Below are 26,018 nucleotides of genomic sequence, written 5' to 3' on the forward strand. Positions count from 1 at the left end.
CGGGCCCGCCCGCCGGAACCGCTACTGGGCGCCCTTCCAGCCGTACGCGTACGCGGCGACCCAGGTGATCTCCAGTTGAGCGCTGCTGCCGGGGGCCGCCGACGGGCCCTCCAGGGCACTCTCGTTCTGGAGCACCCAGGACAGCGGGCGGTCCGGCACGTTCCGGGTGTCGCGGCCCACTTGGCGGCCGTCGACGAAGAAGCGGACCTGGCCGGGCGTCCACTCGGTCGACACGGTGTGCCACCGCGTCCAGTCGTCGGCCCCGTGGAACGTGCCCTGTTCACCGCCGCCGCAGGGGTGGTGGAAGGCGGTCAGGGAGCCCGTCCACTCGCCCTCGGGGTGGTCCATCTCGCAGCCGCCGCCGTAGTGCAGCCACGCCGACTTGTACCCGGCGGCGGGCTTGGTCACCTTGATGCGGGCGCTGTACTTGCCGTACTTCATCTGCATCACGGCGCGCGGGACCACCGCCGCGGCGTGCACGGGCCCGCCGTCGGCGGGCCGCCACATCCGGATGCGCATGCGGCCGTCCCCGTCCGCGGCGGGGCCGACGCTCACGGTGTCCTCCGGGTGGTAGACCCCCGCCACGCTCCGGCCCCGCTGCCGCTCGTTGGCCGTATCACGCCAACCGGTCGGGTACGCCCACCAGTTGTTGCGGTACGCGCCCCGCAGCCCGCCGCAGTAGGCGGCCGAGGTGTCGACGTGGTGGGCGCAGTCGCTGAACGCGCCGAGCGGCACCCGGTCGCCGTTGAAGTCCTCCGCGAGGACCTGCCAGTACGGGCCGCAGTCGCCGCGCGGCATGGTGGCACCCGCCGTGCGGCAGGCGTCGGCGGACCGGGGCGCCCCGTCCGCGCGCGGGAGGCCGAGCAGTCCGGCCAGCAAGGCGACGCCCACGGCCGCGAACAGCGCGGGCCTGCGGCGCCGGTGCGGTGCTGCGTGTGTCCCCATGGCAGTGCGCTTCCTCCCGTGCACGCGATGCGGCTCCGGCGCGCTGGTGTCGCTGGTGCGCCGGGGAGAAGGGCATCCTTGCCGGGCGGGAGGGAGAGCGCCATCCCCCGAGACGGCTCATTTCACTCCTTGTTCCGCCGCCCGTTTCAGGTGTGGGATACACGCGACATCCGGCTGAGGACGCGTGTGCCGGGCCGTGACCGCGGACGACCCGCGGTCGTCGGCGCCGACACCACCGGCTCTTCCGCCACCGCGGGGACAACCAGCGGGCCCGCGTGAGAGACACCGCCCGGCGCGGCGACCCGCTGCGCGTACGCAGGGCGTACAGGCTGCCGTCGACACCGCTGGCGTACTCCGGTCCCCGCGCCGCGCCCGGCCTCGTCCGCACCGGGCCACCGGTCCCGGACCTCCTCCGCCGCCGTCGGCCGGTCCCGTCGACGGCGTACCCGTCGTGGTCGTCACCGCCGACGCGCGCCACGTCCCGTCAGGGGGTGTCCCCGCGCCAGTCCCACAGGCGCTGCGAACCGGCGCGCGGTCCGTACTCGGCGCGGCCGCCCGGGCCGTACCGGCCGATCTCGGTGTCGAGCAGCGCGCCCTCGGCGAGCCGCCCCGCGGTCCAGCCGGTGACGTCGAGGAGCAGGCCGTCGAGCGGGCCGCCGACGAGCTCGCGGTAGTCGTGGCCCGGCTGCGGGCCGGGGTCCGGTGCGTCGTGGTCCGTGCCGTACACGCGGCGACGGCGTATCACCTCGTCCATGCCCCGAGCCTCGCATCCGGCACTGACAATCGCCCGGCCGGGGAAGGGAGGACCCGGCCGTCATGTCCGCCTGTGGGTCAGATCACGATGACCTGCGGGACGCCCGCTCCTACGATGCGTGGCCAAGGCACCTATCCCCGCGCCTTCCCGCCCCGCCCCGCCCCGCCCCGCCCCGCCAAGGAGATGCATCCCGTGACCACCGGCGACGTCGCACGCGAGAGCTACTACGAGCGGGCGGGCGAGGACCTCTACAAGCCCACGGCTCACGCGGGCGGCGCGTGGAGTGCGGACGAACAGCACTTCAGCCCGCTCGCGGGGCTCGTCGCGCACGCGATCGACCGGCACCTCGCGCGGGACGCGGCGGCCGCGGCGCGGCCCGCGCCCCTGGCCCTCTCGCGGATCAGCTACGACATCCTCGGCCGTATCGCCCTGGACGAGTGCCGGGTCACCGTGGAGACCGTACGGCCCGGCCGGACCATCGAACTCGTCGAAGCGACCGTGGTCATCGGCGGGCGCCCGGTCGTCCGGGCCCGCGCCTGGCTGCTCGCGTCCCTGGACACCTCGGCCGTGGCCGACAGCCCGCACGACCGGATGCCCGCACCGGAGGCGCTCGCTCCGTGGGCGATGGGGGAGAAGTGGCACGGCGGCTACATCTCGTCCATCGACGTCCGCCGGACGCCTCCCTCCCGCAGGGGCCGCGCGGCCGCCTGGGTGTCCTCGCGCCTCGACCTGGTCGCGGGCGAGCCGAGCACCGCCCTGGCCTCGTACGTCGCGCTCGTGGACACCGCGAACGGGATCGCCGTGCAGCAGGACCCCGCCGCGTGGATGTTCCCGAACCTCGACCTGACGATCCATCTGCACCGGCAGCCGCGGGGGCCGTGGACGGGCCTGGACACCACCGTCACGTTCGGCCCGTCGGGGCAGGGGCTCACCAGCAGCGTCCTGCACGACCTCCACGGTCCCGTCGGCCACGCCGAGCAGATCCTCACCGTCCGCCCGCAGGCCGGGGGCTAGGAAGACCCCACAAAACGGGTGGACCGGTCACGGGCGCGGAACCTACACTCACGGCGCTGCGGGGAACGACGGCGCCGGTACGGCGCGTCGGCCCCCGGAGCGACCCGTATCCGGGACCCCGGAGGCCGGGGGGGCGCCCCGTGCGCATGGACGAGGAGGTGTCGCCGTGAAGCGGCGAACCCAGCCGCCCGCCCGGAAGGTCCGGGAGCCCGGGCGGCGGTTCCGATGGGAACACGATGTCCCGCACGGACAAGACCAAGCCCCTCTGGGTGCGCCACAAGGAGCACCGCCCCCGGCCGGTCCACGACCACCGCCACGGCCCCTGCGACCTGCCGCCGCGCCCGACGCGCGAGGAGTCCGACACCCGCTGCCGGTGGGAGCACCCCGGCGCGCTGCTGTTCGGCCACACCTGCTGCTCGGGATGCGCCCGGCGCGGCTGCGTCACGGAGCGCCGGCGGGAGGCCGGGGCCGAGAACCGCAAGGAGCGCTACGCGGGCCGGCGCGAGGCCCGTCGCGCCGCCGGGTGACGACACCGCCTGAGCACCACGGCGTCCGCCCGCCGCGCCGGGCCCGGCGCGGCGGGCGGACGGCCCGGGCGGGGCCCGTGGACGCGGGCCCCGCTCCGCCGTCCGCCGCGCTCACCTATCGTGAACGCATGATCGATCTGCCTCTCTCCGCCCTCGAGGTCTCCCTCGTCGAGGAAGGCGCCACGCCCGCCGACGCGCTGCGCAACTGTCAGTCCGTCGCCGGGGAGTTGGCGCGGCTCGGCTACCACCGCCTGTGGTTCGCCGAGCACCACCACTCCCCCGCCATCGGCGCCTTCCCGCCCGTGCTGCTCGCCGCGGACACCGCCGCGAGCACCGCGGTGATGCGGGTCGGCTCGGGCGGTGTGCTCGCCCCCAACCACGCCCCGCTCACCGTCGCCGAGCAGTTCGCCACCCTCGCGGCCCTGCACCCGGGCCGGGTCGACCTCGGCATCGGCCGCGGCCCCGGCACCTTCCACGAGCCGACGGCCCGTGCGCTGCGCCGGGGTGCCGGACCCGCCACCGACGCGGAGTACCGCGCGGACGTCGAGGCGATCCTCGGCTTCCTGGACGAGGAGAACTTCGGCGAGCTGCCCGAGCCGTGGCTGCTCGCCTCCAGCGACGCCGGGGCCGAGCTCGCGGCGGCCCTGGGGCTGCCGATCGCCTTCGCCCACCACATCCGCCCCGACAACACCCTGCGGGCGCTGGAGCGTTACCGGTCCGGTTTCCGCCCGTCGCACTGGAGCGCCGCGCCGCGGGTCCTCGTGTGCGTGGAGGCCGTGTGCGCCGACACCGAGGAGCGGGCCGCCGAGCTCGCGCGGCCGATGGACGTCATCAAGGCGGGGCTGCTCAACGGCCTCGCCGAGACGCCCTTCCCGACCCCCGCCGCCGCGGCGCGCCACGAGCTCGGCGAGCGGGACCGCGAGGCCGTGGCGGGGTTCGTGGCGCAGCAGGCCCGCGGGACGAAGGAGTCGATCGCCCCACAGCTCACCCGGATCGCCGGGGCCACGGGCGCCGACGAGCTGATGCTGGTCACCCCGGTCTTCGACCCGGCGGCCCGCGCCCGCTCCTTCGAGCTCATAGGGGACCTGCGCACGAGTGGCGCGCATCAGCCCGCCTGAGTACGCAGGCGGGCTGATGCGCTGGACCGGTGGCGGGACCCGGGGCGCCCGGGTCCCGTCACCGGAGTCATCAGAAGTGGACCTCCGCACAGGCGCGGCCGCGGGACTCCATGCGGCCGCCCACGTGCTCCCAGCCCTCGGCGCACAGCACGGCGCCGTTGGGCAGATCACGGTGGACGGGCACCGTGAACTTCTGGTGGTAGCCCCAGAAGCCGGTGGCGCTGTTCTGGTCGATGCCACCGCCCCAGATGTGGAAGTGCCCGGTGAAGTCACCGTTCCACGTGGTCGCCGCCTGCACCGTCTCCACGCGCAGGCCGCTGCCGTCCACCCGGATGCAGGTCCGCTGGCTGCAGCCCGAAGCCCCGGCGAACGCCGACGGCGCGGCGGCTGTCACGGCCGCCCCCAGGCAGACGAACGTCGTCACCGTCCGTACCAGCCACCGCGCCTTCGCACCCATACCGTTCACGTGCCACCTCTCAGAAGTCGTCAGCCATGCCGAAAAGGCGTGACGATCTTGGCAGTGACGGCGGGCCGGACCGGCACTCCCGCGCGCCGGTCCACCCTGACGGGGGATCAAGGGCGTCCCGTGTGACTACTGCGGCACGTTCAGGACGAAGTCGAACTCGGCCTCCTTGGTGTTGCCCACGTCCCGTACGTTCATGAGCAGACGGGAGTCGAAGATGGGGTCGGTGTTGTTGCGGGGTTCGTTGGGGAAGTAGAGCTGGGTCGTGAGCACGGGGCGGCCGGGGGCCTGGAGCTTCACGTGGATGTGGCGGGTGCGGCCCGGGTACAGGCCGGGGAACACCGTGGTGAGGGTGAAGGCTCCCTGCGCGTTGGTGAACTGGTGGCCGCGGAACTTGAAGCCGGTGTTGTCGTACGCGCCCCTGCGGTCAGCCTGCCAGAAGTCGAGGAGCACGTTCCCGATCGGCTTGCACCTGCGGCCGAAGACGTAGCCGGTGACGGTCAGGCGTATGCCCTGGGTGCCGGGCTCGATGAGGTTCGTCCGCAGCGGGGAGTTGGGCTTGAAGTACGGCCCCTCGGTCTGCGGCGGGGTCGGGTCGTCGCCGTCGTCGCAGGGCGGGGTCAGCTCCAGGGGCGCGCTGGTGCCCGCCTTGGAGCGGGCGAGGGCGGGGGCCGCCCCCATCGCCACCGGTACCGCGATGCCCGCGGCCAGGGCCGCGCGCAGCACCGTCTTGCGGCTCGGGCCCGGGCGGGGGGTGCCCGCGGCGGTGCCGAGGCCTTCGCCGTCCCTGGGCTCGTCCGCGTCGTGCCCGTTCACGTGGGTCTCGCCGTCCATCGCTCCTCCTGGGGGTGGGGGGATCGGATCGGCTATGAAGCTATGCGGAGGGCCGGGCCCGGGCGATGGACGGAAGTCGGTGGTCGTGGTGAATATCACCACCGCCGCGGCGGAAGTCGCCGGGGCTGGTCCCGGTCTCGCGGCGGAAGAACCGGCAGAAGTAGGCGGGGTCGGTGAACCCCACCCGGTGCGCGACCTGTCGCACCGTCAGCTCGGTGCGGGCGAGCAGCCGCTTGGCCTCGTGGGCGCGCGCCTGGCGCAGGAGTTCGCCCGGGGTGCGGCCCATGGCCGTCTTCACCGCCTCGTTGAGGTAGCTCACGGAGACGCCGAGCCGGGTGGCGCATTCACGCACCGACCACAGCGGTGTTTCGGCCATGTCCACGAGCGTGACGAAGTCGGCGGCGACCGCGGCGGGGCGGGCGGGCGCCGCCTGGCGGGCGGCCCGTTCGGGGGCGAGGAGACGGGCGGCGCGTACGACGAGGACGTGCAGCAGCGCCTGCAGCACGCTGGGGAAGTCCTCGGCCCCCGTACGGTACTCGTCGTCGAGGTCGCCCACGAGGCGGTGCGCCCAGGCGGCCTCCGTGCCGGAGAGTTCGAGCCAGGAGCGGCGGCCGAGTCTGCGCAGGGTCTCCTGATCCCCCGGGTTCTCCAGGAGGAAGTCGTCGGTGAACAGGATCAGACAGCCTTCGAGGTCCCGGACGCCGTCCCAGTAGTGCACCTGCCCCGGGGCGATGAAGCACAGGTGGGGCGGGCGCAGCGTGAAGCGGGCCAGGTCGACGACGTGGCTGCCGGTGCCGCCGGTGACGTACACGATCTCGTGGAAGGTGTGCCGGTGCGGGAAGGAGGCGCGCGACATGGGGCCGATGGTGTCGAAGGTGCCGATCGCGAAGGGCAGCGCGTTCGGTCTCGGCACCTCGAGGCGGTGGATCGGCAGCCCTCCCCTCTCCGGTTCGCTGCCGTTCGCCCGGCCGCCGGGCAAGATGGTGGTCCCGCGCATGCGTACGCTCCTCACCCTGACGCGGCCCGTCGCGATCACACGACCCTTGTCAGGTCCAGACCAATCGATAGGTCCACGATGACACGCGGGACGGAGCGTCTCCCACGCATCTCAGGCCAATTTGCGGCTCAACGAGCTTGACTGCCGCGGCCACGGCCGTACCCCCGTACCGGTCGTGGCCGCAAGCAGCCGCCCGTGTCCGCGCGGTCGGCGCGACGGAATCAGTGCCGTCGCGGGGACCGCGCGGGGTCTCAGTGCCCCATGCCCGCGCCGCCGTCGACCGGGATGACGGCCCCGGTGATGTACGCGGCGTCCGGCGAGGCCACGAACGCCACGGCGGCCGCGACCTCCTCGGGGCGGGCGAGGCGGCCCAGGGGGATCTGCTGCACCAGGCTCTCGCGCTGCTCCTGGGTCAGGGCCTCGCTCATGGCGGTCTCGGTGAGCCCCGGCGCCACCACGTTCACCGTGATGGAGCGCGAGCCGAGCTCGCGGGCCAGGGAGCGGGCGAAGCCGACGAGGCCCGCCTTGGACGCGGCGTAGTTGGCCTGGCCCGCCTCGCCGCGCAGGCCCACGGCCGAGGAGATCACCACGATGCGGCCGCTGCGGGCACGGAGCATGCCGCGGGTGGCCCGCTTCGCGACGCGGAAGACCCCGGTGAGGTTCGTGTCGATGACGGAGGTGAAGTCCTCCTCCGTCATCCGCATGAGGAGCTTGTCGTTGGCCACGCCCGCGCAGGCCACCAGGACCTCGACGGGGCCCTGCTCCTCCTCGACCCGCCGGAACGCGAGGTCGACCTGGTCGGTGTCCGTGACGTCGCAGCGCACCGCGAGCAGGCCCTCGGGGGGCTCGCCCGAGCGGTAGGTGACGGCGACGCGGTCACCGGCGGCCTGCATCGCGCGGGCGACGGCCAGGCCGATGCCGCGGCTGCCGCCAGTGATCAGTACGGAGCGGGACACTGAGAACCTCTCTGGTCGTGGTGGGGGGACGTGCGGTGGGCGACGGCGTCACGTGGGGCGGACGCCGACCGCGGATCAGCCCGCGTGCCGGACCCGGGTCCGGGTGAGCAGGCCGCTCATGGAGGCCGCCGTGTCCATCACCGCATGGACACAGCGGGTGCGGGTGACCGCGCCGCGCAGCTGCCGCCGCGGCGCGACCAGGGCCACGGCCCCCGCGAGCACGGAGCCGCGCCACACGGGGGCGGCTATCGACTCCCACTCGGGGAGCGGCGAAGGACCCACCGCGTGACCTTGCTCACGGATGCGGTCGAGCGGCGCACCCGGCGACGAGGTGCCGTCGAGACAGGCCAGGATGGCCAGCCCCGCGGCGTCGGCGTCCAGGGGCGCGCTCCACAGCCGTCGCAGCGCCGACCGGGGCGCTGCCTCCAGCGTCGCGGCGTGCGCACCGACCGCCCGGTCGATGCAGAACCGCAGTGCGGCGCCCACCAGCAACGGAGCGTACAGGAGCGACACTTGCCCGGTACGTGACTGTAGAGTGACGAGTTCAGCACGCAACGCAGGCGAGGTCTGACCGACTTTAGTATCCGTGACCTCATCGACGAGGTGGGTGGATCGGTGCGGTGTCTCCGTCAGCGCGTAGTGGCCCCGAGGACCGCGCTGCTCGACGGCCCCTTCCCTGGCGAGGGCCCGCACATAGCGGTGGGCGGTGGGTGCGGGCAGCTCCGCGCGCGCGGCGACGACCGCCAACGGATGCGCTCCCGGGCCCAGTTCCCGCAGCGCGCGGAGCACGGCCAGCGTGCGGGCCACCGCACTGCCGGCGGGTTCCCGCACCGCCGTGGTGGCCACCGGTCGCAGCACCGCGCCGTCCTCCTCACTGGCACGGCTCGTCGCCACGCCCCGCCTGCTCAGGTCCTGACGCCATTCTCGCGGCCGGACCGGGAGGATCACCAGGCCGTGATTTTTCCGGTCCGCATTTTTCAGGAAGTTCAACTTCCGATGAAAATGTTTCCTACGGAACGGTGCGAGCGACCACCCCGCACAGCGCGGAGAAAGGTTGGAAATTGAACAACAAGGAGGCGCTGCAGCAATTGCTGCAGTTCAAGCGCAGCCAGATCAGCCCCACCGAGCTGGGTTCGCCGCGCCGCACCGGGCGCGGCCGGCGCTCGCGCGGACTCTCGCAGGCCAGGGTGGCGCAGGAGCTGTTCGTCTCCGAGCGGACCTACGCGCTCCTGGAGCGCGGAGAGATGGCACAGCCGTCGGCCGATTTCCTCGACAACGTGGCCACGGTGCTGCGGATGGAAGAGCCCGAACGCACGGCGCTGTACGTCTACGCGCTCGGATATGAGCCGCCCTTCCCGATGGACCCGCTGGCGGGCACGCACGTGGGCCCCGCGTGGCTGACGGCCGTGAATCGGGTCAAGGGCCAGCCCTGTTACATCAACGACGTGGCCTGGAACGTCCTGGCGTGCAACGACGATTTCATCCGCATGTTCCCTCAGGTCCCGGGGACGACGCCCCAGCTGCCCGAGCGCAATCTGATGCGGTGGATGCTGCTGTGCGAGGCGGCGCGGGAGTGTCACCTCGTCGACTGGGAGGAGAACTGGGCGGTCAAGGTGTCGGCACAACTGCGCACCGCGATCGCCGCGCACCCGCACAACAAGGACCTCCAGCAGATCGACGAGGAGGTCAACGACGACCCCGTCGCGGGCCCCATCTACCGCCGGCACGACGTGGCCTACGTCCACCCCGACGGGGACGCGCGCCCCATGCGGCACGCGGGCATAGCGTCGCTCGGCGTCGACCGGGGCGACGCCAGCCGGTGCTGCGCCCGGCACGAGCCGTCGGTCCTCGGCTCGGTGACGATGTGCACCGCCCAGCCGCTGAAGTCCCCGGGGTCCCGCTTCTTCTTCCTGGTCTTCGCTCCCACGCTGCCGGGTGAGAATGCATGACCATGGAACCTGAACCGCGCCTCGTCCCCCTGGCCGCCGGCGTCCACGTGTGGTCGCCCGACGCGGCCGGCGCCTGGGGGCTCGCCAACTGCGGCCTGCTCACGGCCGCCGGGGAAGCGGCCCTGGTGGACACGCCGTACACCCTGGACCGCACCGACGACTTCCTCGCCGCGGCGCGCGGGGCGACCGGCCCCGGCACCCGGATCTCCACCGTGTTCACCACGCACGGCAACGGTGACCACGGCTGGGGCAACCAGCGGGTGACCGGCGCGGAGATCGTCTCCACCCGGCGCACCCTGGAGCACCAGTGCTTCGAGCCGACGCCCGAGCAGCTGCGCTTCCTGGTGGAGGACACGGATCCGGACGAGCCGCTCGGCTGGTACTTCCGGCGCCACTTCGGCCGGTTCGACTTCCGTGGCATCACCGTCCAGGAGCCCACGCGGACCTTCGAGGGCCGCCTCGACGTCCGCGTCGGTGACATGCCGGTGGAGCTGCACGACGTGGGACCGGCGCACACCGTCGGCGACTTGGTCGTGCACCTGCCCGAGGAGCGCATCGTCTTCGCCGGTGACGTGGTCTTCGCCGGTGACCACGTGTGCCACTGGGCCGGTCCGCTGGAGCGGGTCGTCCTGGCCTGCGAGCGCGTGCTCGGCTGGAACCCCGAGCTCGTCGTCCCGGGCCACGGTCCGGTGCTCGACCAGGAAGGCCTGCGGGGGCACGTCGCCTATCTGCGGGACCTGGCCGAGCAGGCGCGGTCCCTGCACGCGCGCGGCCTCACGCCGACCGAGGCCGCGCGGCACCTCATCGCGGAGGACCGCTATCCGGATCTGCATCTGCCCGAACGCCTGGTGATCACCCTGGCGTCGGAGTTCCGGCATCTGGACCGGGCCGACGCGGAGCCCGACATCCTGGCCCTGATGACCGACTGCTCGCGGATCGCCTGGCAGCGGGACAGCGGCGAGCAGGCCCTGTCCGCCGCCCGGGCGGGCTGACGTCGTACAGCGGCGGACGCACCGCGGGAAGGCCCCTGGATTCCGGCTGCCGGAATCCAGGGGCCTTCCCTTTCGCCACGTGAAACGCGCGGGCGCCCGGCAGGGCCGCGGTGTTGCGCGGCGGCGCGATGCGGGATGGGGTGAGCCTGTCGGCAGGCCGCTACAGGTTCCAGCGGGCGCCGACCGGCACACCGGGCAACGGTTCTCCCCCACGTCCGGTGTGCGCAGGGGCGGCGGGACGCCGTCGGCCCTGCGTGAGAATGCCGTCGCCGATCCCCCGGCGGCGGCATTCGTGCGTACCGGCATGCGCCCGTCCCCTCCCGTGCGGGAGGGGACGGGCGGGTCAGGCCGCGCGCTGGTTCACCGGCCCGTCACGGGCCGCACCACTGACCGGAGTGCTGGGCGCCGCCCCGGCCCCCGGGGGTCGGGTGCGGTGCGCTCGAAGTGTCGGATCCGGTGTCGGGACAGGATCCGGTCGGCTCGGGCCTCTCCCTGCACGGGGTGGCGCCCCCGTGCGCGCCGCTCAACCGGCGGCCGCGTGGCGGTGGTTCACACCTCGACTTCGAGGCAGACCAGTCGCTTCTCCTGGCGGGCGGTCAGGGCGGCCTCCCACATGGGTTTGACGAACGGCGAGACCAGTGACGCGTCGACGCGCTGGGGCGGGGCGAAGCGGTAGCAGACGTCCCCGTCCTCGCACCGGGTGAGGGTGCGCCGCTGTTCGGCGTCCACCTCGCCCGCGTCGAAGATGTAGCAGACACGGGGCATGGGCCCGCCGGAGTCGACCCAGGCGACCACGAGCAGGTCCCCCATCGTCACGTCCAGGCCCAGCTCCGCGCGGATCTCACGAGCGCACGCGGCGCTCGGATCCTCCCCTCCCTCGACATGCCCCCCGGGCAGATTCCAGTACGCCGTGTAGAGCGGCTTCACCATCAGCACATCACCGTGCTCATCGGTGATGATGGCCCCGGCCGATGCGGCCAGGGTCGTAGCAGTAGCATCCATGGCATCTTCCTGAATTAGCCCCGTCATGATCTGAGCACCGGCTCATCAGGAACGGGCAGCTCGGCGAGCGGAGTCCCCAACTCCCCCCGACGGGTACGCGCACAGACGTCGCGTGCACCCCCCGGCAGCGGCTCGGTTCTCCGGGCCGAGGCGCCCCCGCGCCTCGGAGGGAACCATGACCGCGGCCGTGTCCAAGGCCGTACTGCCAAGGAGCGCGCCGACGGCAAGCGGTGTCGCCACCAGTCCATCGCTCCTCCCCTGCACCGCCGCGGTCCGGGTCGGGCCGCGGCAGCCCCTGGCATCACCTGATAGAACGCTCGTTCCATTCGCAGGGGCCAACCAGTCCCCGAGGTTGACTCCGCGGCGTCGGGCGGGCAACCCGTGGCCACCGCGGGGCGGCATCGCTGCCTTCCGGGGCATGAGCAGGACCGTCGGCCGCTTACCGAGCACTCCCGCCCCCACGGGAGAAGTCACGACAACGACCATACGGACGAATGGAACATCCGGGCAGGTTTCCTTCCCCGTCAGAGCCAACCTGCCCCCGGCTCTGGCGTAGACAGATCCTGATGCACTATCACAGGCGGTGTCAACGATTGAGAACGACGCATGTCATGGCGTCGGCGACTGAGGCAAGTCGGTACAGAGCGCCGCACAGTGTTCGGTGCGGAGCGCCGCACGGTGTACGGTGCGGCACTCCGCACGGTGTACGGTGCCGCACGGCAACGCGCGCAGCGCCCTCACCCGGCGAACTCCGCCCGGACCCGGGCGAGCCGGCCGACCGGACCTACGCGGGCCCGTCGCCCGGGCCGAGGCCCTCGCCGGGCTTCCGCTCCTGGATCGCCCTGACCAGTTCGTCCAGGGCGGGCAGCAGGTCCCGCAGCGTGTCGATCTGCGCCCCGTCCGCGGTGCTGCGCAGGGCGACCGACCGGGCGCCGAGCTCCTGGAGCACCGCGTGCGTCGCCAGCTTGGGCAGGTCCTCGTGCACCATCCGCCTTAAGTAGGCGACCAGAGCGGCACCTTCGGTGCGGGAGCAGAAGCCCTCCGGCACGCGGAAGAACAGTTCGAGGCGAGCGGCGTGGTCGTGGTTCGCGCCGCGCTCGCCGTTCAGGAGGTTGGACACGTGCTGGGCGGAGATGCCGGTCGCGCGCGAGATCTCCCTGAGGCCGTACGGCTCCCTGCCCGCCGGGGTCTCCTTGAGCCGGGTGCGCTGCAGGAAGCGCAGCCGCTGCTGGAAGAGCGCCTTGCGGAACGTCTCGCGCGCGTACTTCTCGCGCGGCTCGTCCTCGGGGGGCTCGCCGTTCAACAGGGCCCGCACCCGCTCGGGTTCGATCCCCGTCGCGCGGGAGATGAGCGTGAGGTCGAGGAGCCGCCCGCGCGTGGTCCCCAGGCGCGCGGCATAGGCGTCGACGTCATCGAGGAGACGGGCGATCACGTGTCCGGGCGCCGCTTGGTGGTCGGCTGCGTTCACCTGAGGGTCTCCATGGGCCACGGAACTCGTTGGGCGCCCTGAGAGTATCCGTCCGAACCATCCCCGGCCAGCACTGTCTTCAATTGTTGACACCATAATCGGCCGTAAAGCGTTCGACTTTCGGTCAAAACTGGCAGTCGCGCGGCAACAGCTTCCGTTTCGTGCTCTCTCCCGTGTCCTGCCGGCCGTACAAACGGGCGCCCGGTACGCGTCGCCGCGCGGCCGATACCCACCAGCGCACTCGCTACTCAACTCACCTCCGCATCACGGGAAAACACCACACTCGTACTGTCGCGACGCGAGCCGTCGTCGCCGTATGAAATCAGCCTGATAATGTCCCAGCGCAGGTCAGCGGGCACACGTCTGTCACTGGGGCGGAACGGGGAGTGTGAAGGGCCTATGAGAACCGCCAGCGCACGGGCGCCGCGCCCGCGTCTCGCGACGCACCCACGAAGAACCGTGCCGGGGCCGGGAATCGGCCCCGTGCCGCCCCCCTCACGGCCGACCCGGGAGCGCTGACCCGTGCTGTTCGCGGGCGCCTCCGCATCCTGGGGCCACACCGGCGAGGCCCGCGTCACCGACGCCCCGGCCCGCATCCTCGACGCCGTCCGCAGGCGCCGCGCCTGGGTCCGCGCGCGGCGGCGGGCCGTCCGCATCATCCACGACGACCTCGGACTGCGGCCCGGCCAGGGCCTGCAGGAGCTCCTGCAGGCCGTCGTCCGGCGGCGCCGCAGACCCCTCACCGTCCTGCGGGTGCCCCTGCCCCCGCACATCAGCGGCTTCTGTGTGCGCGGCGACGCGGAGGACACCATCGTCGTCACCGCCAACACCAGTGAGCGGCAAGGGCTGCACGTCCTGCTCCACGAGCTCTACCACCTGCTGTGCGGCCGACCGCCCGCCCCGAGCCCGTACGCCGTCGCGGCCTGCGACCTGCTCGATCCGGGCGCCGTGAGCGCGCAACTGCCCTCCCTGCCTCCCGCCGTGGTCGAGGAGGTGCTCTTCCGGCCCGCCCGGCCGCGCACCGGGACGCCGTCGCGCGAGGACGCCGCGGTGCCCGCGGAACAGGGGGAGGACGAGGAGTGGGCCGCCGAAGTCTTCGCCACCGTGGGCCTGTTGATGCTGTGCCTCGACCCCGCGGTCAGCTATACCGGCGCTCTGACCTCGTCCTTCGCCCACCGGCGCGCCGACGTCTGATGTGGCACGCGCTGCTGTCCTCGGTCAGCCTCACCGTCGCCGCCGTCAGCCTGGCCCTCGGCACCGTCAAGGCGCTCGCGGCCCGGCGTGAACCGGCCCTGGTCCTCAAGCTCACCGCGTCGTCCCTGTTCCACTCGGCGGCGCTCTTCCTCCTCGTCACACCCGCCGTCTACCACGCCGTCGGCGAGCTCACCGGCGTGCCCCACCTGGCCGCCCTGCTCATCGACTGCGCGGCCCTGCTGCGCGTCGGCCACGCCCATCTCCTGGCGCATCTGTGGCATCCCCCGGACCGTGGCGGCGTGCCGCTGCGGCGCAAGGTGCGGGCCTGGGCACCGCTGTACGGGGGCACGCTCGTCGTCCTCACGGGCCTGTTCGCCCTGACGGACTTCGACGGGCCCGCCCGCCCCTTGCTGTTAGCCACCGACCACGCGCGCGTGCCCCAGATCGTGGCCCTGTACGTGCTGTACCTCCTCGCCCTGTCGGCGGCCGTGACCGCCACCGTGCTCAAGTGCCGCTCGCTCCTGGCCCTCGGCGCCCCCGGGCTCACGCCCGAACTCGACCGGTCCGTACGGGGCTTCGCGGTGGCCGTCGCCCTGGACCTGGTGCACGCCGTCTGTCTGCTCGTGGCCATGGCGGGTGCCGCGCACGGCCGCGGTCTCGACGCGCTCGCCGAGGGCGCCTGGCTGACCACGGCGGCCAGCGCCCTCCTCGCCACCCACAGCCTCGTCCGTCTCTCGGTGCACGCCCGCCGCCAGGAGCGGCGCGACTACTTCGCGCTGCGGCCGCTGTGGCAGACCGTGGTGGGCGGCGATCCGCAGCTGGTGCTCACGCCCGGCCTCGCCTGGGACGCCTTGGACACGCGCATCGCCCTGTCCCGCAGGCTCGTCGAGATCCGGGACGGCGCCCGCGGCCTCAGGCCGTGGATGACCGGGACGCCCGCCCACGCCGTGGCCCAGCTGGCCCGCGGGGGCGCGCACCCCGGCGTCGACGTCGTCGCGGCGCAGGCGGCCGCCACGCTCCTGTACGCCGCCGGGCGGCGCGGTGCGGGCAGGCCGCCCGCCCCGGCCGACTCCGGCTTTCCCGGGCTGCCGGGCGAGGACGTCCCGGCCGCCGGGGAACGGGCCCATCTCGTCCTGGTCGCCCGGTACCTCGACCATCCGATCGTGCGGGAGGCCCTGACGCTGCCGTGCCGTCGGCCCCGGGCGATGTGCGACAGCGGGCACGCGTAGACGGCCGCCCTAAGTCCCTTCGGTGACCGCCGCAGCCCCTTCGGTGACCGCCGCGTCGAGGAGCGGGCCGAGTTCGGCGGCCGCCGCCGTCAGGGCCCGTGCGTCCCGTTCGGCGCGGGCGATGAGCAGGGCGCCCTCCAGGGTGCTGATCATGAGGGTCGCGAGGGGCTCGGCGCGCGCGGCGGGCACGCCCATGTCCGTGAGCGCCCCGGCCACCGCCCCGCTCCAGCGGCCGAACGCGGCAGCGGCGGCGGCCCGGGTGGACTCCGTGGAGCCCCCGCGGTCGACGAGGGCAGCGGCGACCGGGCAGCCGGTGGCGTCCGGTGCGGACTCCAGCTCATCGGTCCACTGGCGGACCATCGCGGCGAACAGGCCGCTGGGCGAGGGCACGGCGAGCCCGGCGACGAACCGCCGCACGCGCCCCGCCGCATAGCCGCCGCCCCACTCGACGGCCTCGTTGACCAACTGCTCCTTGCCGCCCGGGAAGTAGTGCTGGAGCGAGCCCCGCGGCGCGTTCGCGCGCGCGGCGACGTCCCGCATCCCGGCGGCGGCGACGCCACCGCCGCGCATCAGCTGGGCCGCGCTGAACACCATCCGCTCGCGCGGCCCCCGCTCGGACCCCATCGCCGCTCCCCTCTTCCCGTACCGCCTGCCGACCGCCCCCGCGCGGACTACTATGACAGCCGTCATAGTCATGACGGCTGTCATAACCGCGGCCGCGAGGCCGGAGTACGGGGGTGCGCGCGTGGACGTGGGATTCGTGGGACTCGGCGTCATGGGGCAGCCCATGGCACTCCGCCTCGCCGGCTGTGGCGCCGAGCTGATCGTGTGGAGCCGCACCGCCGCGAAGTGCGAGCCGCTGCGCGCCGCCGGGGCGCACGTCGCGGCGGACGCCGACGAGGTCTTCCGGAAGGCGCCCGTCGTGATCCTGATGCTCGCGAACGGCGACGCGATCGACGCCGTCCTCGGCCGGGGCGCGCCGGACTTCGCCGCGCGCGTCGCCGACCGGACCGTCGTCCACATGGGCACGACGTCGCCCGAGTACTCCCAGGGCCTGGCGGCCGACGTCCGCGCGGCGGGCGGGCGGTACGTGGAGGCCCCGGTGTCGGGCTCCCGCGCGCCCGCCGAGGCCGGGCGGCTCGTGGCGATGCTCGCCGGGGAGCCGGCGGACGTGGAGCGGGTGCGCCCGCTGCTCGAACCGCTGTGCCACGAGGCGTTCGTGTGCGGGCCCGTCCCGAACGCGCTGGTGATGAAGCTTTCGGTGAACCTCTTCCTGATCACCACGGTCACCGGGCTCGCGGAGTCCTTCCACTTCGCCGAGCGGCACGGCCTGGACACCCGGCAGTTCCTGGAGGTCCTCGACGCCGGGCCGATGGCGAGCGGCGTCTCGCGGATGAAGGCGCCCAAGCTGCTCGCCCGGGACTTCGGCGTCCAGGCGGCGGCCCTCGACGTCCTGAAGAACAATCAGCTCGTCGCGGCCGCGGCCCGCGCGACCGGCGTGGCCTCGCCGCTCCTCGACGTCTGCCACGAGCTGTACGCGGACACCGTGGCGCTGGGTCACGGGGGCGCCGACATGGTCGCCGTCCTGCACGCCGTCGAGGCTCGGACCGAGCGGGCCGGGGCCCCGCCGCTCCCCGACCGGCGCCGGGCCGCCTCCTGAACGTATAAGCATTGCCTTATATAAGGCAGGGGTGGCATGCTGGGGCCGTGCACGCATTCGACGTGCTGGGCGATCCGGTCCGGCGCCGCATCCTGGAACTGCTCGCCGAGGGCGAGCGGAGCTCCGGCGCGGTGACCGCCGCGATCCGGGAGGAGTTCTCGATCTCCCAGCCCGCCGTGTCCCAGCACCTGCGCGTCCTGCGCGAGAGCGGGTTCGCCACGGTGCGCGCCGACGGCGCCCGCCGGCTCTACGCCGTGGACGCGGCGCCGCTGCGCGAGGTGGACGCCTGGCTCGGGCGCTTCCGCGGCTTCTGGGAGCAGCGCCTGGACGCCCTCGGTACCGAACTGGCCCGGGGCAAGCGGGCCCGGCGGTCGCACGGCAGCACACCAGGGGGTGGTGAGCGCGGTACGGAACCTCGTACCGCCACGGAAGAGAGCGAGGAGACCTCTGATGGCTGACATCGTCGACCTGATCAACGCCATGCACCGCCAGGTGCGCGACACCGAGACCCCCCGAGGCACCGGCCGCAGCATCGTGATGCGCCGCACGTACGACGCACCCGTCCACGACGTCTGGGAGGCGTGCACCGACGCGGAGCGCCTGGGGCGCTGGTTCCTGCCCGTCACGGGCGAGCTGAAGCCCGGCGGGCACTACCAGCTGGAGGGCAACGCGGGCGGCGAGGTGCTGCGCTGCGAACCGCCCCGCCTGCTGCGGGTCAGCTGGGTCTTCGGCGAGCCGCAGGAGGGCGGTTTCAGCGAGGTCGAGGTGCGCCTGACGCCCGAAGGGCAGAAGCGCACCCGCTTCGAGCTGGAGCACGTGGCCGTCGTCGACCCGGCGTTCTGGAACACCTACGGCCCCGGCGCCACCGGCGTCGGCTGGGACCTCGGCCTGGTCGGCCTCGGGATGTACCTCGCCGAGGGCGAGGCCTTCGACCGCGAGGCGACGCAGGCCTGGAGCGAGTCCGACGAGGCGCGCGCGTTCCTCACCGCCAGCAGCGCGGCCTGGGGGAAGGCGAACGCGGCCTACGGCACGCCCGCGGCGACCGTCGCGGCGATGACGTCGGCCACCACGGACTTCTACGTACCGCCCGCCTCCGACTCCTGAGCGCGGCCCGGGATCAGTACGGCCGGTCGCCCGCGATCGCCACGCGCTCGGCGACCCGGCGGGCGGCCCCGTAGTCGGCGACGGCGTAGTGCTGGGTGGCGCGGTTGTCCCAGAACGCGACGTCGCCCGCCTGCCAGCGGAACCGCACCTGGTACTCGGGCACGTGGGCCTGCTGGAACAGCAGCCGCAGCAGCCGGTCGCTCTCCGCCCGCTCCACGCCGAGGATCCGGGTGGTGAAGGAGGCGTTCACGAACAGCGTGCGCCGACCGGTCCCGGGGTGCCTGCGCACGACCGGGTGGCGCACGGGCGGGAAGGCCTCCTGCCACCGGGCGAGCCGCTCGGGCCCGTAGAACCGCCGGAAGCCGGGCAGGAAGTCGTGCTCGGCGACGGCGCCCTCGACGCGCTCCTTCACCTCGTCCGCGAGGTTGTCGTACGCGACGGCCATGTCGGCCCACAGGGTGTCGCCGCCGAACGGCGGGACCTCGCGCAGCTGGAGCACCGCGCCCAGCGCGGGGCGTTCGCGGAAGGTCACGTCCGCGTGCCAGACGTTCTCGAAGGTGGGCACGGACGACGCGCCCTTGTCGAACCGCGCCACCTCGTCGCTGTCGCCGCGCTCCAGCAGCGGATTGGTCTCCAACTCGCCCCAGTGGCGGGCGAACGCGCGCTGCCGCTCGCCGCTCAGGTGCTGCCCCCGGAAGAACAGCACCTTCCATTCGAGCAGGGCCCGGTCCACCTCCTCGCGCAGGGCGGGCGACAGCGGCCGGGCGAGGTCGACACCGCGGATCTCGGCGCCGATGGTGGCGGCCCTGGGGACGACCTCGAACAACTCGTAGGGCCGGTCCTGCCAGCCCTGCGGGGTGCGGCGCAGCACGCGCCGCCCCTCGTACAGGCCGTCGGCGGGGATCCGCGCGGGGCGCAGCGGACCGGGGTCGGCGGGGCGCGGGGCTTCCGCGACGGACATGGGGCACCTCCGGAGCGCAAGGGGGCCCGCACGGCGGACGGCGTGCGGGGGCGGGCGGCGAGGGACCTGAGGTCCGCTACAAGCCGCTGCGCGCGCACCCACATCGGTCCGGCACGGTGGCCGGTCCGAACGCGTGGGCGCGGTGCGTGAGCATGCCCTCATCATGCGCCCCGTAGATCACCGGATCAAGGCCGGGGCCCGAGCGAGCGTGGCCGTGCGACCACGCCGTCAGGGGACCAGAGTGCCCAGGACCGCCACGCCCTCGCGGATGTCCGTCGGCGTGCTCGCCGCGTAGCCGAGGACGAGGCCCGGCGGCTGGGGGCGCTGGGCGTGCCAGGACAGGGGCTGCACCTTCACGCCCCGCTCCAGGGCCGCCGCGGCGAGCTCGGTGTCGGCGCGGTCCGCGGCTCGGTGCGCGAAGGTCACCATCAGGTGCAGGCCCGCGGCGGCGCCGTGCACGACGGCACCGGGCAGATGCGTGCGGATGGCCTCGATCATGGCGTCGCGGCGGGCGCGGTGCCGTCGGCGCAGCAGCCGCAGATGGCGCTCCAGGTCCCCGGACTCCATCAGCCGGGCGAGGACCAGCTGCGGCAGCGCCGCGTTGCCGAGGTCCGCGAAGCGCTTGGCGTCCACGAGCGCGGCGTGGTGCGTCCGGGGCGCGAGCAGCCAGCCCACGCGCAGGGCGGGCGCGAGGAGTTTGGACACGCTGCCCGCGTACGCAACGCGGTCGGGGAGCGTGGACCGCAGGGCGGGGACGGGCGGCCGGTCGTAGCGGTGCTCGGCGTCGTAGTCGTCCTCGATGATCAGCCCGCCGTCGCGGGTCCACCGCGCGAGTTCGCGCCGCCGTCCGCCGCCGAGGACCACGCCGGTGGGGAACTGGTGGGCGGGGGTCAGCAGGACGGCCGGGGCGCCGGTGTCCCGCAGCGCGTCCACGCGGATGCCGTCGGCGTCCACGGGCACGGGCGGCGCCTGGAGGCCGGACACGCGCAGGTGCTGGCGGAGCCCGAGCGAGCAGGGGTCCTCCACCGCGACGCGGGAGATCCCCACGCCCTGGAGCACGGTGGCGAGCAGGCCGAGCGCCTGGGCGGTGCCCGCGACGACAAGCACCTCGTCCGGGTCGGCCGCGATGCCCCGGTTGCGGGCCAGCCACCGGGCGACGGCGCGGCGCAGGGCCGGGGTGCCGCGCGGGTCGCCGTAGCCGAAGTCCGAGGGCACGAGCCCGGCGAGCACGGACCGCTCGGCGCGCAGCCAGGCGGCGCGCGGGAACGCGGCGAGGTCCGGCAGGCCGGGCGACAGGTCGATCCGGGCGGGCGCGGCCCGCAGCGCGTCGAAGACGTCCGTTCCGGGCGGCGACCTGAACAGCGGGCTACCGCCTGATGGCACGTCAGAAGCCTTGGCAGCACGGATAGTTGGCGAGGTCAGCGGTGCGGCCACGACCACGGTGCCGCCCCTCCCCCGCCCGGCCACGTGCCCGTCCTCCGTCAGCCTGCGGTACGCCTCCGTGATCACGCCGCGGGAGACGCCGAGCTCCGCGGCGAGCACCCGGGTCGCGGGCAGTCTGCTGCCGACCGGCAGCAGGCCGTCGGCGACCGCGCGCCGGACCTGGCGGGCCAGCCAGTCGGCCATGCCGCCCCGCGGGGCCTCGGCGGTGTTCAGCTGGAGGAAGTCGGAGGCGGCGGTGGGCTCGGGCGCACCGACCGCTTTGGACCTGTCAGGGGGAGATCCATTGGACCTGTTCACCGAACCATTGTGACGACAGAGTCAAGCCATGGAATTTCTGCTCACCACGCTCGTGATGACCGTGACGCCGGGCACCGGGGTCCTCTACACCGTCTCGGCGGGCCTCTCGCGCGGCCCGCGCGCCAGCGTCGTCGCGGCGATCGGCTGCACCCTGGGCATCGTTCCGCACGTGCTGGCGGCGATCACGGGCCTGGCCGCGCTGCTGCACACCAGCGCCCTCGCCTTCCAGACGCTCAAGTACCTCGGTGTCGCCTACCTCCTCCTCATGGCGTGGAAGACGCTCCGCGACCGGAGCGCGCTCACCGCGGAGCAGGACGCCGCGCCGCGTTCCTCGGCCCGGGTGATCGTCGACGCGGTGCTGCTCAACCTCCTCAACCCCAAGCTCACCCTGTTCTTCTTCGCGTTCCTGCCGCAGTTCGTGCCCGACGACCATCCGCACGCGGTGCTGCGCATGCTCGAACTCAGCGGCTGCTTCATGCTCCTGACGTTCGTCGTGTTCGCCGCGTACGGGCGGTTCGCGGCGGCCATGCGTGACCACGTGATCGCGCGGCCCGCGGTGGTGACGTGGCTGCGGCGCGTCTTCGCGGGCGCGTTCGCCGCGCTGGGCGCGAAGCTCGCGCTCTCGTAGCGGGCCCTCGCCCTTGCCTCCCTTCACCCTCTCCTGATCGGAATCACCGTGCACTTCCAGCATGATCCCGCCCTGTGGCGGGACTTCCCGGCCCTGGTACCCGGCGTGCTCCACGCCCGCGGCATCACCCCGGACGTCCCGGTCGACGAGCCGGTCGCCCGGTACGGCGCGGCGGCGGCCGAGCGGCTCGCCGCCGCCCCGGAGAGCCAGTTCCCCGAAGTCCAGGCCTGGCGGCGGGCGTTCTCCGCGCTCGGGATCAAGCCCACCCAGTACCGCTGCGCTTCGGAGTCCCTGCTGCGGCGCTTCCGCAAGGACGGCTCGCTGCCGCGCATCCACCCGCTCATCGACCTGTGCAACGCCGTGTCCCTCGCGTACGGCATCCCGGTCGGCGTCTTCGACCTCTCCCGCATCGGCGGGGACCTCGAGGTCCGGTACGCCACGGGGGACGAGGCCTACGAGACGTTCTCCGGCGGCGTCGAGCGGCCCGACGCGGGTGAGGTCGTCTTCGCCGACGGCAGGGGCCGGGCCCACGCCCGCCGCTGGACCAACCGCCAGAGCGGCCACTCGGCCGTGCGGGCCACCACGACCGACGTCCTGATCATCGCGGAGGCCCTGCACGGCACCGCTGCCCAGGACGTGCCGAAACTGGTCTCCTCGCTCGCCGACGAACTGCGCGTGACGTGGTCGACCGAGCCGACGACGGGGGTGCTGACCCGGGAGGCTCCCGGGTTCACTTGCTGAGCGTGCGACCGGCTCCCTCGGGTCAGTCGCCGTACTCGACCAGCTCGGTGGGGAGCACCACCCGTCGCGCGGCTGTGACCGGGCCGTCGGCCGGGGCGCGCTCGCGCATGCGGTGGCGGAGCAACCGGCCCGCCTCGCGGCCCAGTTCGTCGCTGTCGTAGGCGACGAGGGTGAGGGGCAGGCCAAGGACGTCGGCGAGTTCGAAGTCGTCGAAGCCCGCGAGGGCGGTGTCGGTGCGGCTCGCGCGCAGGGCCCGGAACGCCCCTATGGTGTTGCGGTTGTTGGAGCAGAACAGAGCCGTGGGCGGATCGGGCAGGCCCAGGAGTTCGGTGGCCGCGCGCTCCGCCTGGCGGGGCCGGGTCTGACCCTGGCGGACGTGCCGCTCGTCGCCGGTCAGGCCCGCGTCCGCGAGGGCGGAGCGGTAACCGCGCAGCCGCTCGGTCCCGGTGTAGACGGTCGGCGGCGAGCCGAGGAAGCCGATGCGGCGGTGGCCGCGTGAGATCAGACGCGCGGTGGCGGCGCGGGCACCGCCGAAGTCGTCGACGAGGACGCAGTCCGCGGCGAAGCCCTCGGGCGGGCGGCTGGCGAGGACCACGGGGACGCCCTCGGCGGCCGCGGCGGCGAGGTGGCGCTGGTCGTCCCCCGCGGGCACGGCGATGATGCCGTCCACGCGGCGGCCCACCAGGTCCTCCACCAGGTCCCGTTCGGCGTCCAGGTCCTGCCCGGTGTTGCCTATCACCGTCTTGAGGCCGTCCGGGGCGAGCACGGAGTCGACGCCGAGGGCGAGCCGGGAGTAGAAGGGGTTGGCGAGGTTGGTGACCACCAGGCCGACGAGGCCCGTCCCCCGGCCGAGGCGCAGGCGGCGGGCCAGTTCGTTGGGCCGGTAGCCGAGCGCGGCGGCGGCCGCGCGGACCCGGTCCCGGGTGGCCGGGTGGACCCGGGGGTCGTCGCGCAGCACCCGTGACGCGGTCATCGCGCTGACCCCGGCGCGTTCGGCGACGTCCCGGAGGGTGGCCTTGCCGCTCCTGGACTCGCGCGGGGCGGGGCCGCGCGCGGGCACTTCCGTCCCGCCCTCGGACTCGGGCTCCTGCGGAGTTCCGGGCATCCGGGCCTTCCTTTCCGTTCTCCCCGCCGCACGGTGTCTCCCGCCGCCGCGCGGTGTCCCCCGGCGCGGCGCGGCGGCCGACTCCCCTAGCGCTGCCGCGCGTACAGCGCCGCGCCCACCAGCGCCGCATCCTCGCCGAGCGCGGCCGAGCGCAGCGCGACCGGGGTGTCCCCGAGGCCGTCGCGCAGCGCCGGGCCGACGAGGTCCCAGGACGCGGCCATGCCGCCGCCCACGATAAGCGCCGTGGCCCCGAAGTCCCGCACGTACGGGGCGAGGACGGCGCCGAGGGGGCGCAGGGACGCGGACAGGACGCGGGCGGCCCGGTCTTCGCCCGCGCGGGCGCGGGCGGCGATGTCCCGCACGTCCGCGGCGCCGTCGCCGTAGCGGGCGATGACGGCACGGCGCGAGACGGTGTCCTCCAGCGGGCGGCCCTCGGCCCGGATCAGGTCGACGCGGCCCAGCGGCGGCACGCCGGGCCCGTCGCGGCACACGGCGCCGTCGGCGAGGAAGGCCGAGCCGACGCCCGTGCCGAGGGTGACGCCGACGCATCTGCGGTGGCCGCGCGCGGCGCCGGCGTGCCACTCGCCGAGCGCGAAGGCGTGCGCGTCGTTGAGGAACGCCACGCCCGCGGGCCGGGGCCGGACGCCGTCGAGCAGGACGGCGCCCACGTCGATCCCGTACAGGTCGTCGAACTTGCCGACGCCCTCGTAGCGGGCCACTCCCTCGTCGTGGTCGAAGGGGCCCGGCAGGGCGACGCCCCACACCTCGCCCGGCGCCGCGTCGAGGTCGGTGGCGCAGCGCACCACTGCCCCGAGGACGTGCTCGGCGCTGCCGCGCGCCTCGACGCCGCGGCGCACCCGGCGGACGACGCGGGCGGCCTCGACGAGGGCCGCCGTCACGTGGGTGCCGCCCAGTTCGAGGACGGCTCTCACGAGCGGCCCGTGGCGGGCGGGCGGACCAGCGCCTTGACGACCCGCGCCGGGCCGCCGCGCGCGGCGACGCGGTACGGGCCGACCGCCGCGGGCACCGTCAGGGTCTCCGCGTACGACAGCGGATGCGCGGCGCCCGCCGCCGTGCGGATCTCCACGCCCTCGCCCTCCACGACGTTCAGGACGTGGAATCGCCCGGCGGTGTCGTCGGTGGCCTCGGCGCCGGCGTCCAGGGTGAAGCGCCGCACCTCGTAGAACATCTCGTCGAGGGCGCCGATGAGGTCCTCGCGCCAGCCCGGGCCCGTGCGCAGGGCGCGCGGCTCCTGGACGAGGTCGCGGGCGACGGCGTCGCCGCGCCGGCCGGTGTCCAGGTTCGCCAGGCCGTGTTCGTAGGGCAGCGCGCGCGGCCTGCCGTCGGCGTCGGGGCGCAGCCAGTCGTAGAAGCGCAGGCTGTACAGGTACGGCGTGGCGCTGATCTCCAGGACGAGGTTGCCCGCGCCGCTGGCGTGCGGGGTGCCCGCGGGGATGAGGAAGAGGCGGCCCTGCTCGGCGGGGAAGGTGAGGACGTGGTCCTCGGGGTCCATGGGCACGCCGTCCCGGGCGGCCTCCTCGACCTCCTTGCGGAACAGGGCGGGGTCGGCGTCCTCGCGCAGGCCGAGGAACACGCGCGTGTCGGGGCCGCCGAGCGTCAGGTAGTACGACTCGTGCTGGGTGTAGGGCCAGCCGAACCGCTCCCGCATGTACCGCTCGCGCGGGTGGCAGTGCACTGACAGATTGCCGCCGTCGACGGTGTCCAGGTAGTCGAAGCGGATCGGGAAGGAGGTGCCGAAGCGGGCGTGCGCGTCGGCGCCGAGCATCTCTTCCGGGTACAGGACGCACAGGAGCTGGAAGGGCACTTCGGCCTGGCGGTCGGGGCCGGTCCCGATGAGGACGCCGGATTCGGGGGCGATGAGTTCGTAGCCCAGTGCCGTGTTGCGGGCGCCCGCGGCGAAGCCGAGCCGCCGCTGCGCCCAGTGCCCGCCCCAGGGCGTGGAGTTGAAGTACGGTCGGGTGCGCACCGGCCCGCGGGCGAGGCGGGCCAGGGTGGCGCGCAGGCCGTCGCCGTCGAGGTGGACGGGCCGGTCGGGGTCCTGGACGTCGAGCCAGGCGTCGACGCGCGGGGCGAGCGCGTCGCGGTGCCGGTCGAGCACGGGCCAGTCGACGTAGAAGAGCCGCCGCAGGTCGCCCGGTTCGTGCGGGAGGCCCAGGTTGCGGCCGGTGCCCGCGGCGACGGCGGCCTCCGCGTACCGCTTGGGCACGTCGGCGTACCACAGGACGTCGTGCGGGACGAGGGAGGCGCCCGGGCCGTACACGAGGCACAGGGCGTCCGGCGCCCCGGCCACGCGCGGCAGGGTGTCGAAGAGGTCGCTGAGGGGGTTGGCGGCGAGCTTGCAGTAGTACGGGTCGCCGCTGCCGTCCTCGGTGCGCTCGCGGACCGAGGACGGCGGCGCGTAGTGCGCGCGCACGTCCAGGGTCCGCACGGGCGCGGCGAGGTGTGCGGCGAGCCGGGCGGCAAGGCGGTCGAAGTCCACGGACGGGGGCCCCTCCACGGCCACCGTCCGCGGACCGCTGGGCAGGGCTGCGGCCACGGCGGGCCAGCCGGTGGCCAGGACGGCCCCGGGCGCGGGGCCGTAACGCGGGTCGAGCCGGTACACACCATCTCCTTACC

26 protein-coding genes and 1 pseudogene are annotated in these 26,018 nt (G+C 74.1%); 12 read left to right on the forward strand and 15 right to left on the reverse strand.

The features are described 5' to 3' along the window. Positions 1–21: 21 nt before the first annotated feature. Together MQV74_RS04925 and MQV74_RS04930 are read right to left on the reverse strand one after the other, a co-directional pair. Positions 22–945, reverse strand: a complete 924-nt coding sequence (locus MQV74_RS04925) for a glycoside hydrolase family 16 protein (protein ID WP_242714784.1) — start codon at positions 943–945, stop codon at positions 22–24. Between the two features lie 484 nt (positions 946–1,429). Further along, positions 1,430–1,699, reverse strand: coding sequence for a hypothetical protein (locus MQV74_RS04930; protein ID WP_242714785.1), 270 nt, complete (start codon positions 1,697–1,699; stop codon positions 1,430–1,432). A 183-nt stretch (positions 1,700–1,882) separates the two neighbouring features. On the opposite strand from MQV74_RS04930, the gene MQV74_RS04935 reads away from it, so the two are divergent. From MQV74_RS04935 to MQV74_RS04945, 3 genes are all read left to right on the forward strand, one after another. Continuing rightward, entirely contained in the window at positions 1,883–2,713 is an 831-nt protein-coding gene (locus tag MQV74_RS04935) for a thioesterase family protein (protein WP_242714786.1), read from the forward strand. A 236-nt stretch (positions 2,714–2,949) separates the two neighbouring features. Further along, positions 2,950–3,240: a hypothetical protein gene (locus MQV74_RS04940; protein WP_242714787.1), complete on the forward strand. Its 291-nt coding sequence runs from the start codon at positions 2,950–2,952 to the stop codon at positions 3,238–3,240. A gap of 128 nt (positions 3,241–3,368) precedes the next feature. Further along, entirely contained in the window at positions 3,369–4,358 is a 990-nt protein-coding gene (locus MQV74_RS04945; RefSeq protein ID WP_242714788.1) for an MsnO8 family LLM class oxidoreductase, read from the forward strand. Between the two features lie 70 nt (positions 4,359–4,428). Here the strand turns inward: MQV74_RS04945 and MQV74_RS04950 are convergent, their stop codons facing one another. The 5 genes and pseudogenes from MQV74_RS04950 to MQV74_RS04970 form a co-directional block, all read right to left on the reverse strand. After that, positions 4,429–4,824, reverse strand: a complete 396-nt coding sequence (locus MQV74_RS04950; protein ID WP_242714789.1) for a hypothetical protein — start codon at positions 4,822–4,824, stop codon at positions 4,429–4,431. 129 nt (positions 4,825–4,953) lie between these two features. Next, a pseudogene (locus MQV74_RS04955) lies at positions 4,954–5,655 on the reverse strand (dioxygenase family protein); the annotation flags it as partial. A 40-nt stretch (positions 5,656–5,695) separates the two neighbouring features. Next, positions 5,696–6,652 carry a helix-turn-helix transcriptional regulator gene (locus tag MQV74_RS04960; RefSeq protein WP_242714790.1) on the reverse strand — a complete coding sequence of 319 codons (957 nt, stop codon included), beginning with the start codon at positions 6,650–6,652 and terminating at the stop codon, positions 5,696–5,698. 251 nt (positions 6,653–6,903) lie between these two features. Beyond that, the gene (gene fabG, locus MQV74_RS04965; protein ID WP_242714791.1) at positions 6,904–7,608 is read right to left on the reverse strand and encodes a 3-oxoacyl-ACP reductase FabG; all 705 of its coding nucleotides are present in this window, start codon (positions 7,606–7,608) and stop codon (positions 6,904–6,906) included. 75 nt (positions 7,609–7,683) lie between these two features. After that, positions 7,684–8,502 (reverse strand): helix-turn-helix domain-containing protein, encoded by an 819-nt coding sequence (locus MQV74_RS04970; protein WP_242714792.1) that lies wholly within the window; start codon positions 8,500–8,502, stop codon positions 7,684–7,686. Positions 8,503–8,669: 167 nt separating this feature from the next. Between MQV74_RS04970 and MQV74_RS04975 the strand changes: the two genes are divergently transcribed. Next, positions 8,670–9,557, forward strand: a complete 888-nt coding sequence (locus MQV74_RS04975; protein ID WP_242714793.1) for a helix-turn-helix domain-containing protein — start codon at positions 8,670–8,672, stop codon at positions 9,555–9,557. 2 nt (positions 9,558–9,559) lie between these two features. Beyond that, complete coding sequence (locus MQV74_RS04980) at positions 9,560–10,549, forward strand: MBL fold metallo-hydrolase (RefSeq protein ID WP_242714794.1); 990 nt, start codon at positions 9,560–9,562, stop codon at positions 10,547–10,549. Positions 10,550–11,098: 549 nt separating this feature from the next. Here the strand turns inward: MQV74_RS04980 and MQV74_RS04985 are convergent. Together MQV74_RS04985 and MQV74_RS04990 are read right to left on the reverse strand one after the other, a co-directional pair. Continuing rightward, positions 11,099–11,551 carry an NUDIX domain-containing protein gene (locus MQV74_RS04985; protein ID WP_242714795.1) on the reverse strand — a complete coding sequence of 151 codons (453 nt, stop codon included), beginning with the start codon at positions 11,549–11,551 and terminating at the stop codon, positions 11,099–11,101. A gap of 784 nt (positions 11,552–12,335) precedes the next feature. Beyond that, positions 12,336–13,019 carry a helix-turn-helix transcriptional regulator gene (locus MQV74_RS04990; RefSeq protein ID WP_242714796.1) on the reverse strand — a complete coding sequence of 228 codons (684 nt, stop codon included), beginning with the start codon at positions 13,017–13,019 and terminating at the stop codon, positions 12,336–12,338. A 522-nt stretch (positions 13,020–13,541) separates the two neighbouring features. Between MQV74_RS04990 and MQV74_RS04995 the strand changes: the two genes are divergently transcribed. Then, the gene (locus MQV74_RS04995) at positions 13,542–14,213 is read left to right on the forward strand and encodes a hypothetical protein (protein ID WP_242714797.1); all 672 of its coding nucleotides are present in this window, start codon (positions 13,542–13,544) and stop codon (positions 14,211–14,213) included. Continuing rightward, positions 14,213–15,442 carry an MAB_1171c family putative transporter gene (locus MQV74_RS05000; protein WP_242714798.1) on the forward strand — a complete coding sequence of 410 codons (1,230 nt, stop codon included), beginning with the start codon at positions 14,213–14,215 and terminating at the stop codon, positions 15,440–15,442. The genes MQV74_RS04995 and MQV74_RS05000 overlap by 1 nt, the downstream gene beginning before the upstream one ends. Positions 15,443–15,451: 9 nt before the next feature. Here MQV74_RS05000 and MQV74_RS05005 read toward each other — a convergent pair whose 3' ends face one another. After that, complete coding sequence (locus MQV74_RS05005; protein WP_242714799.1) at positions 15,452–16,066, reverse strand: TetR/AcrR family transcriptional regulator; 615 nt, start codon at positions 16,064–16,066, stop codon at positions 15,452–15,454. 70 nt (positions 16,067–16,136) lie between these two features. Between MQV74_RS05005 and MQV74_RS05010 the strand changes: the two genes are divergently transcribed. The 3 genes from MQV74_RS05010 to MQV74_RS05020 are packed head-to-tail and all read left to right on the forward strand — an operon-like array spanning position 16,137 to position 18,206. Continuing rightward, positions 16,137–17,102 (forward strand): NAD(P)-dependent oxidoreductase, encoded by a 966-nt coding sequence (locus MQV74_RS05010; RefSeq protein ID WP_242714800.1) that lies wholly within the window; start codon positions 16,137–16,139, stop codon positions 17,100–17,102. A 47-nt stretch (positions 17,103–17,149) separates the two neighbouring features. Beyond that, positions 17,150–17,560 (forward strand): ArsR/SmtB family transcription factor, encoded by a 411-nt coding sequence (locus tag MQV74_RS05015; protein WP_242714801.1) that lies wholly within the window; start codon positions 17,150–17,152, stop codon positions 17,558–17,560. Next, positions 17,553–18,206, forward strand: a complete 654-nt coding sequence (locus tag MQV74_RS05020) for an SRPBCC family protein (RefSeq protein WP_242714802.1) — start codon at positions 17,553–17,555, stop codon at positions 18,204–18,206. The genes MQV74_RS05015 and MQV74_RS05020 overlap by 8 nt, the downstream gene beginning before the upstream one ends. A gap of 13 nt (positions 18,207–18,219) precedes the next feature. Here the strand turns inward: MQV74_RS05020 and MQV74_RS05025 are convergent, their stop codons facing one another. Beyond that, a complete protein-coding gene (locus MQV74_RS05025; protein ID WP_242714803.1) occupies positions 18,220–19,167 on the reverse strand; it encodes a TauD/TfdA dioxygenase family protein in 948 nt (315 codons plus the stop codon). 228 nt (positions 19,168–19,395) lie between these two features. Then, positions 19,396–20,907 (reverse strand): MocR-like pyridoxine biosynthesis transcription factor PdxR, encoded by a 1,512-nt coding sequence (gene pdxR / locus MQV74_RS05030; protein WP_242714804.1) that lies wholly within the window; start codon positions 20,905–20,907, stop codon positions 19,396–19,398. A 28-nt stretch (positions 20,908–20,935) separates the two neighbouring features. On the opposite strand from pdxR, the gene MQV74_RS05035 reads away from it, so the two are divergent. Together MQV74_RS05035 and MQV74_RS05040 are read left to right on the forward strand one after the other, a co-directional pair. Further along, positions 20,936–21,535, forward strand: a complete 600-nt coding sequence (locus MQV74_RS05035) for a LysE family translocator (protein WP_242714805.1) — start codon at positions 20,936–20,938, stop codon at positions 21,533–21,535. 48 nt (positions 21,536–21,583) lie between these two features. Continuing rightward, positions 21,584–22,276: a B3/B4 domain-containing protein gene (locus MQV74_RS05040; protein ID WP_242714806.1), complete on the forward strand. Its 693-nt coding sequence runs from the start codon at positions 21,584–21,586 to the stop codon at positions 22,274–22,276. Positions 22,277–22,298: 22 nt separating this feature from the next. Here MQV74_RS05040 and MQV74_RS05045 read toward each other — a convergent pair whose 3' ends face one another. From MQV74_RS05045 to MQV74_RS05055, 3 genes are all read right to left on the reverse strand, one after another. Continuing rightward, complete coding sequence (locus tag MQV74_RS05045) at positions 22,299–23,381, reverse strand: LacI family DNA-binding transcriptional regulator (protein ID WP_242714807.1); 1,083 nt, start codon at positions 23,379–23,381, stop codon at positions 22,299–22,301. A gap of 86 nt (positions 23,382–23,467) precedes the next feature. Further along, on the reverse strand, positions 23,468–24,313 hold the full coding sequence (locus tag MQV74_RS05050; protein ID WP_242714808.1) for an ROK family protein: 846 nt from the start codon (positions 24,311–24,313) through the stop codon (positions 23,468–23,470). Beyond that, positions 24,310–26,004, reverse strand: a complete 1,695-nt coding sequence (locus MQV74_RS05055) for a class I mannose-6-phosphate isomerase (protein ID WP_242714809.1) — start codon at positions 26,002–26,004, stop codon at positions 24,310–24,312. The genes MQV74_RS05050 and MQV74_RS05055 overlap by 4 nt, the downstream gene beginning before the upstream one ends. Between the last annotated feature and the right edge of the window lie 14 nt (positions 26,005–26,018).

This window comes from Streptomyces sp. AN091965 (genome assembly GCF_022698285.1).
Classification (GTDB): Bacteria; Actinomycetota; Actinomycetes; order Streptomycetales; family Streptomycetaceae; genus Streptomyces.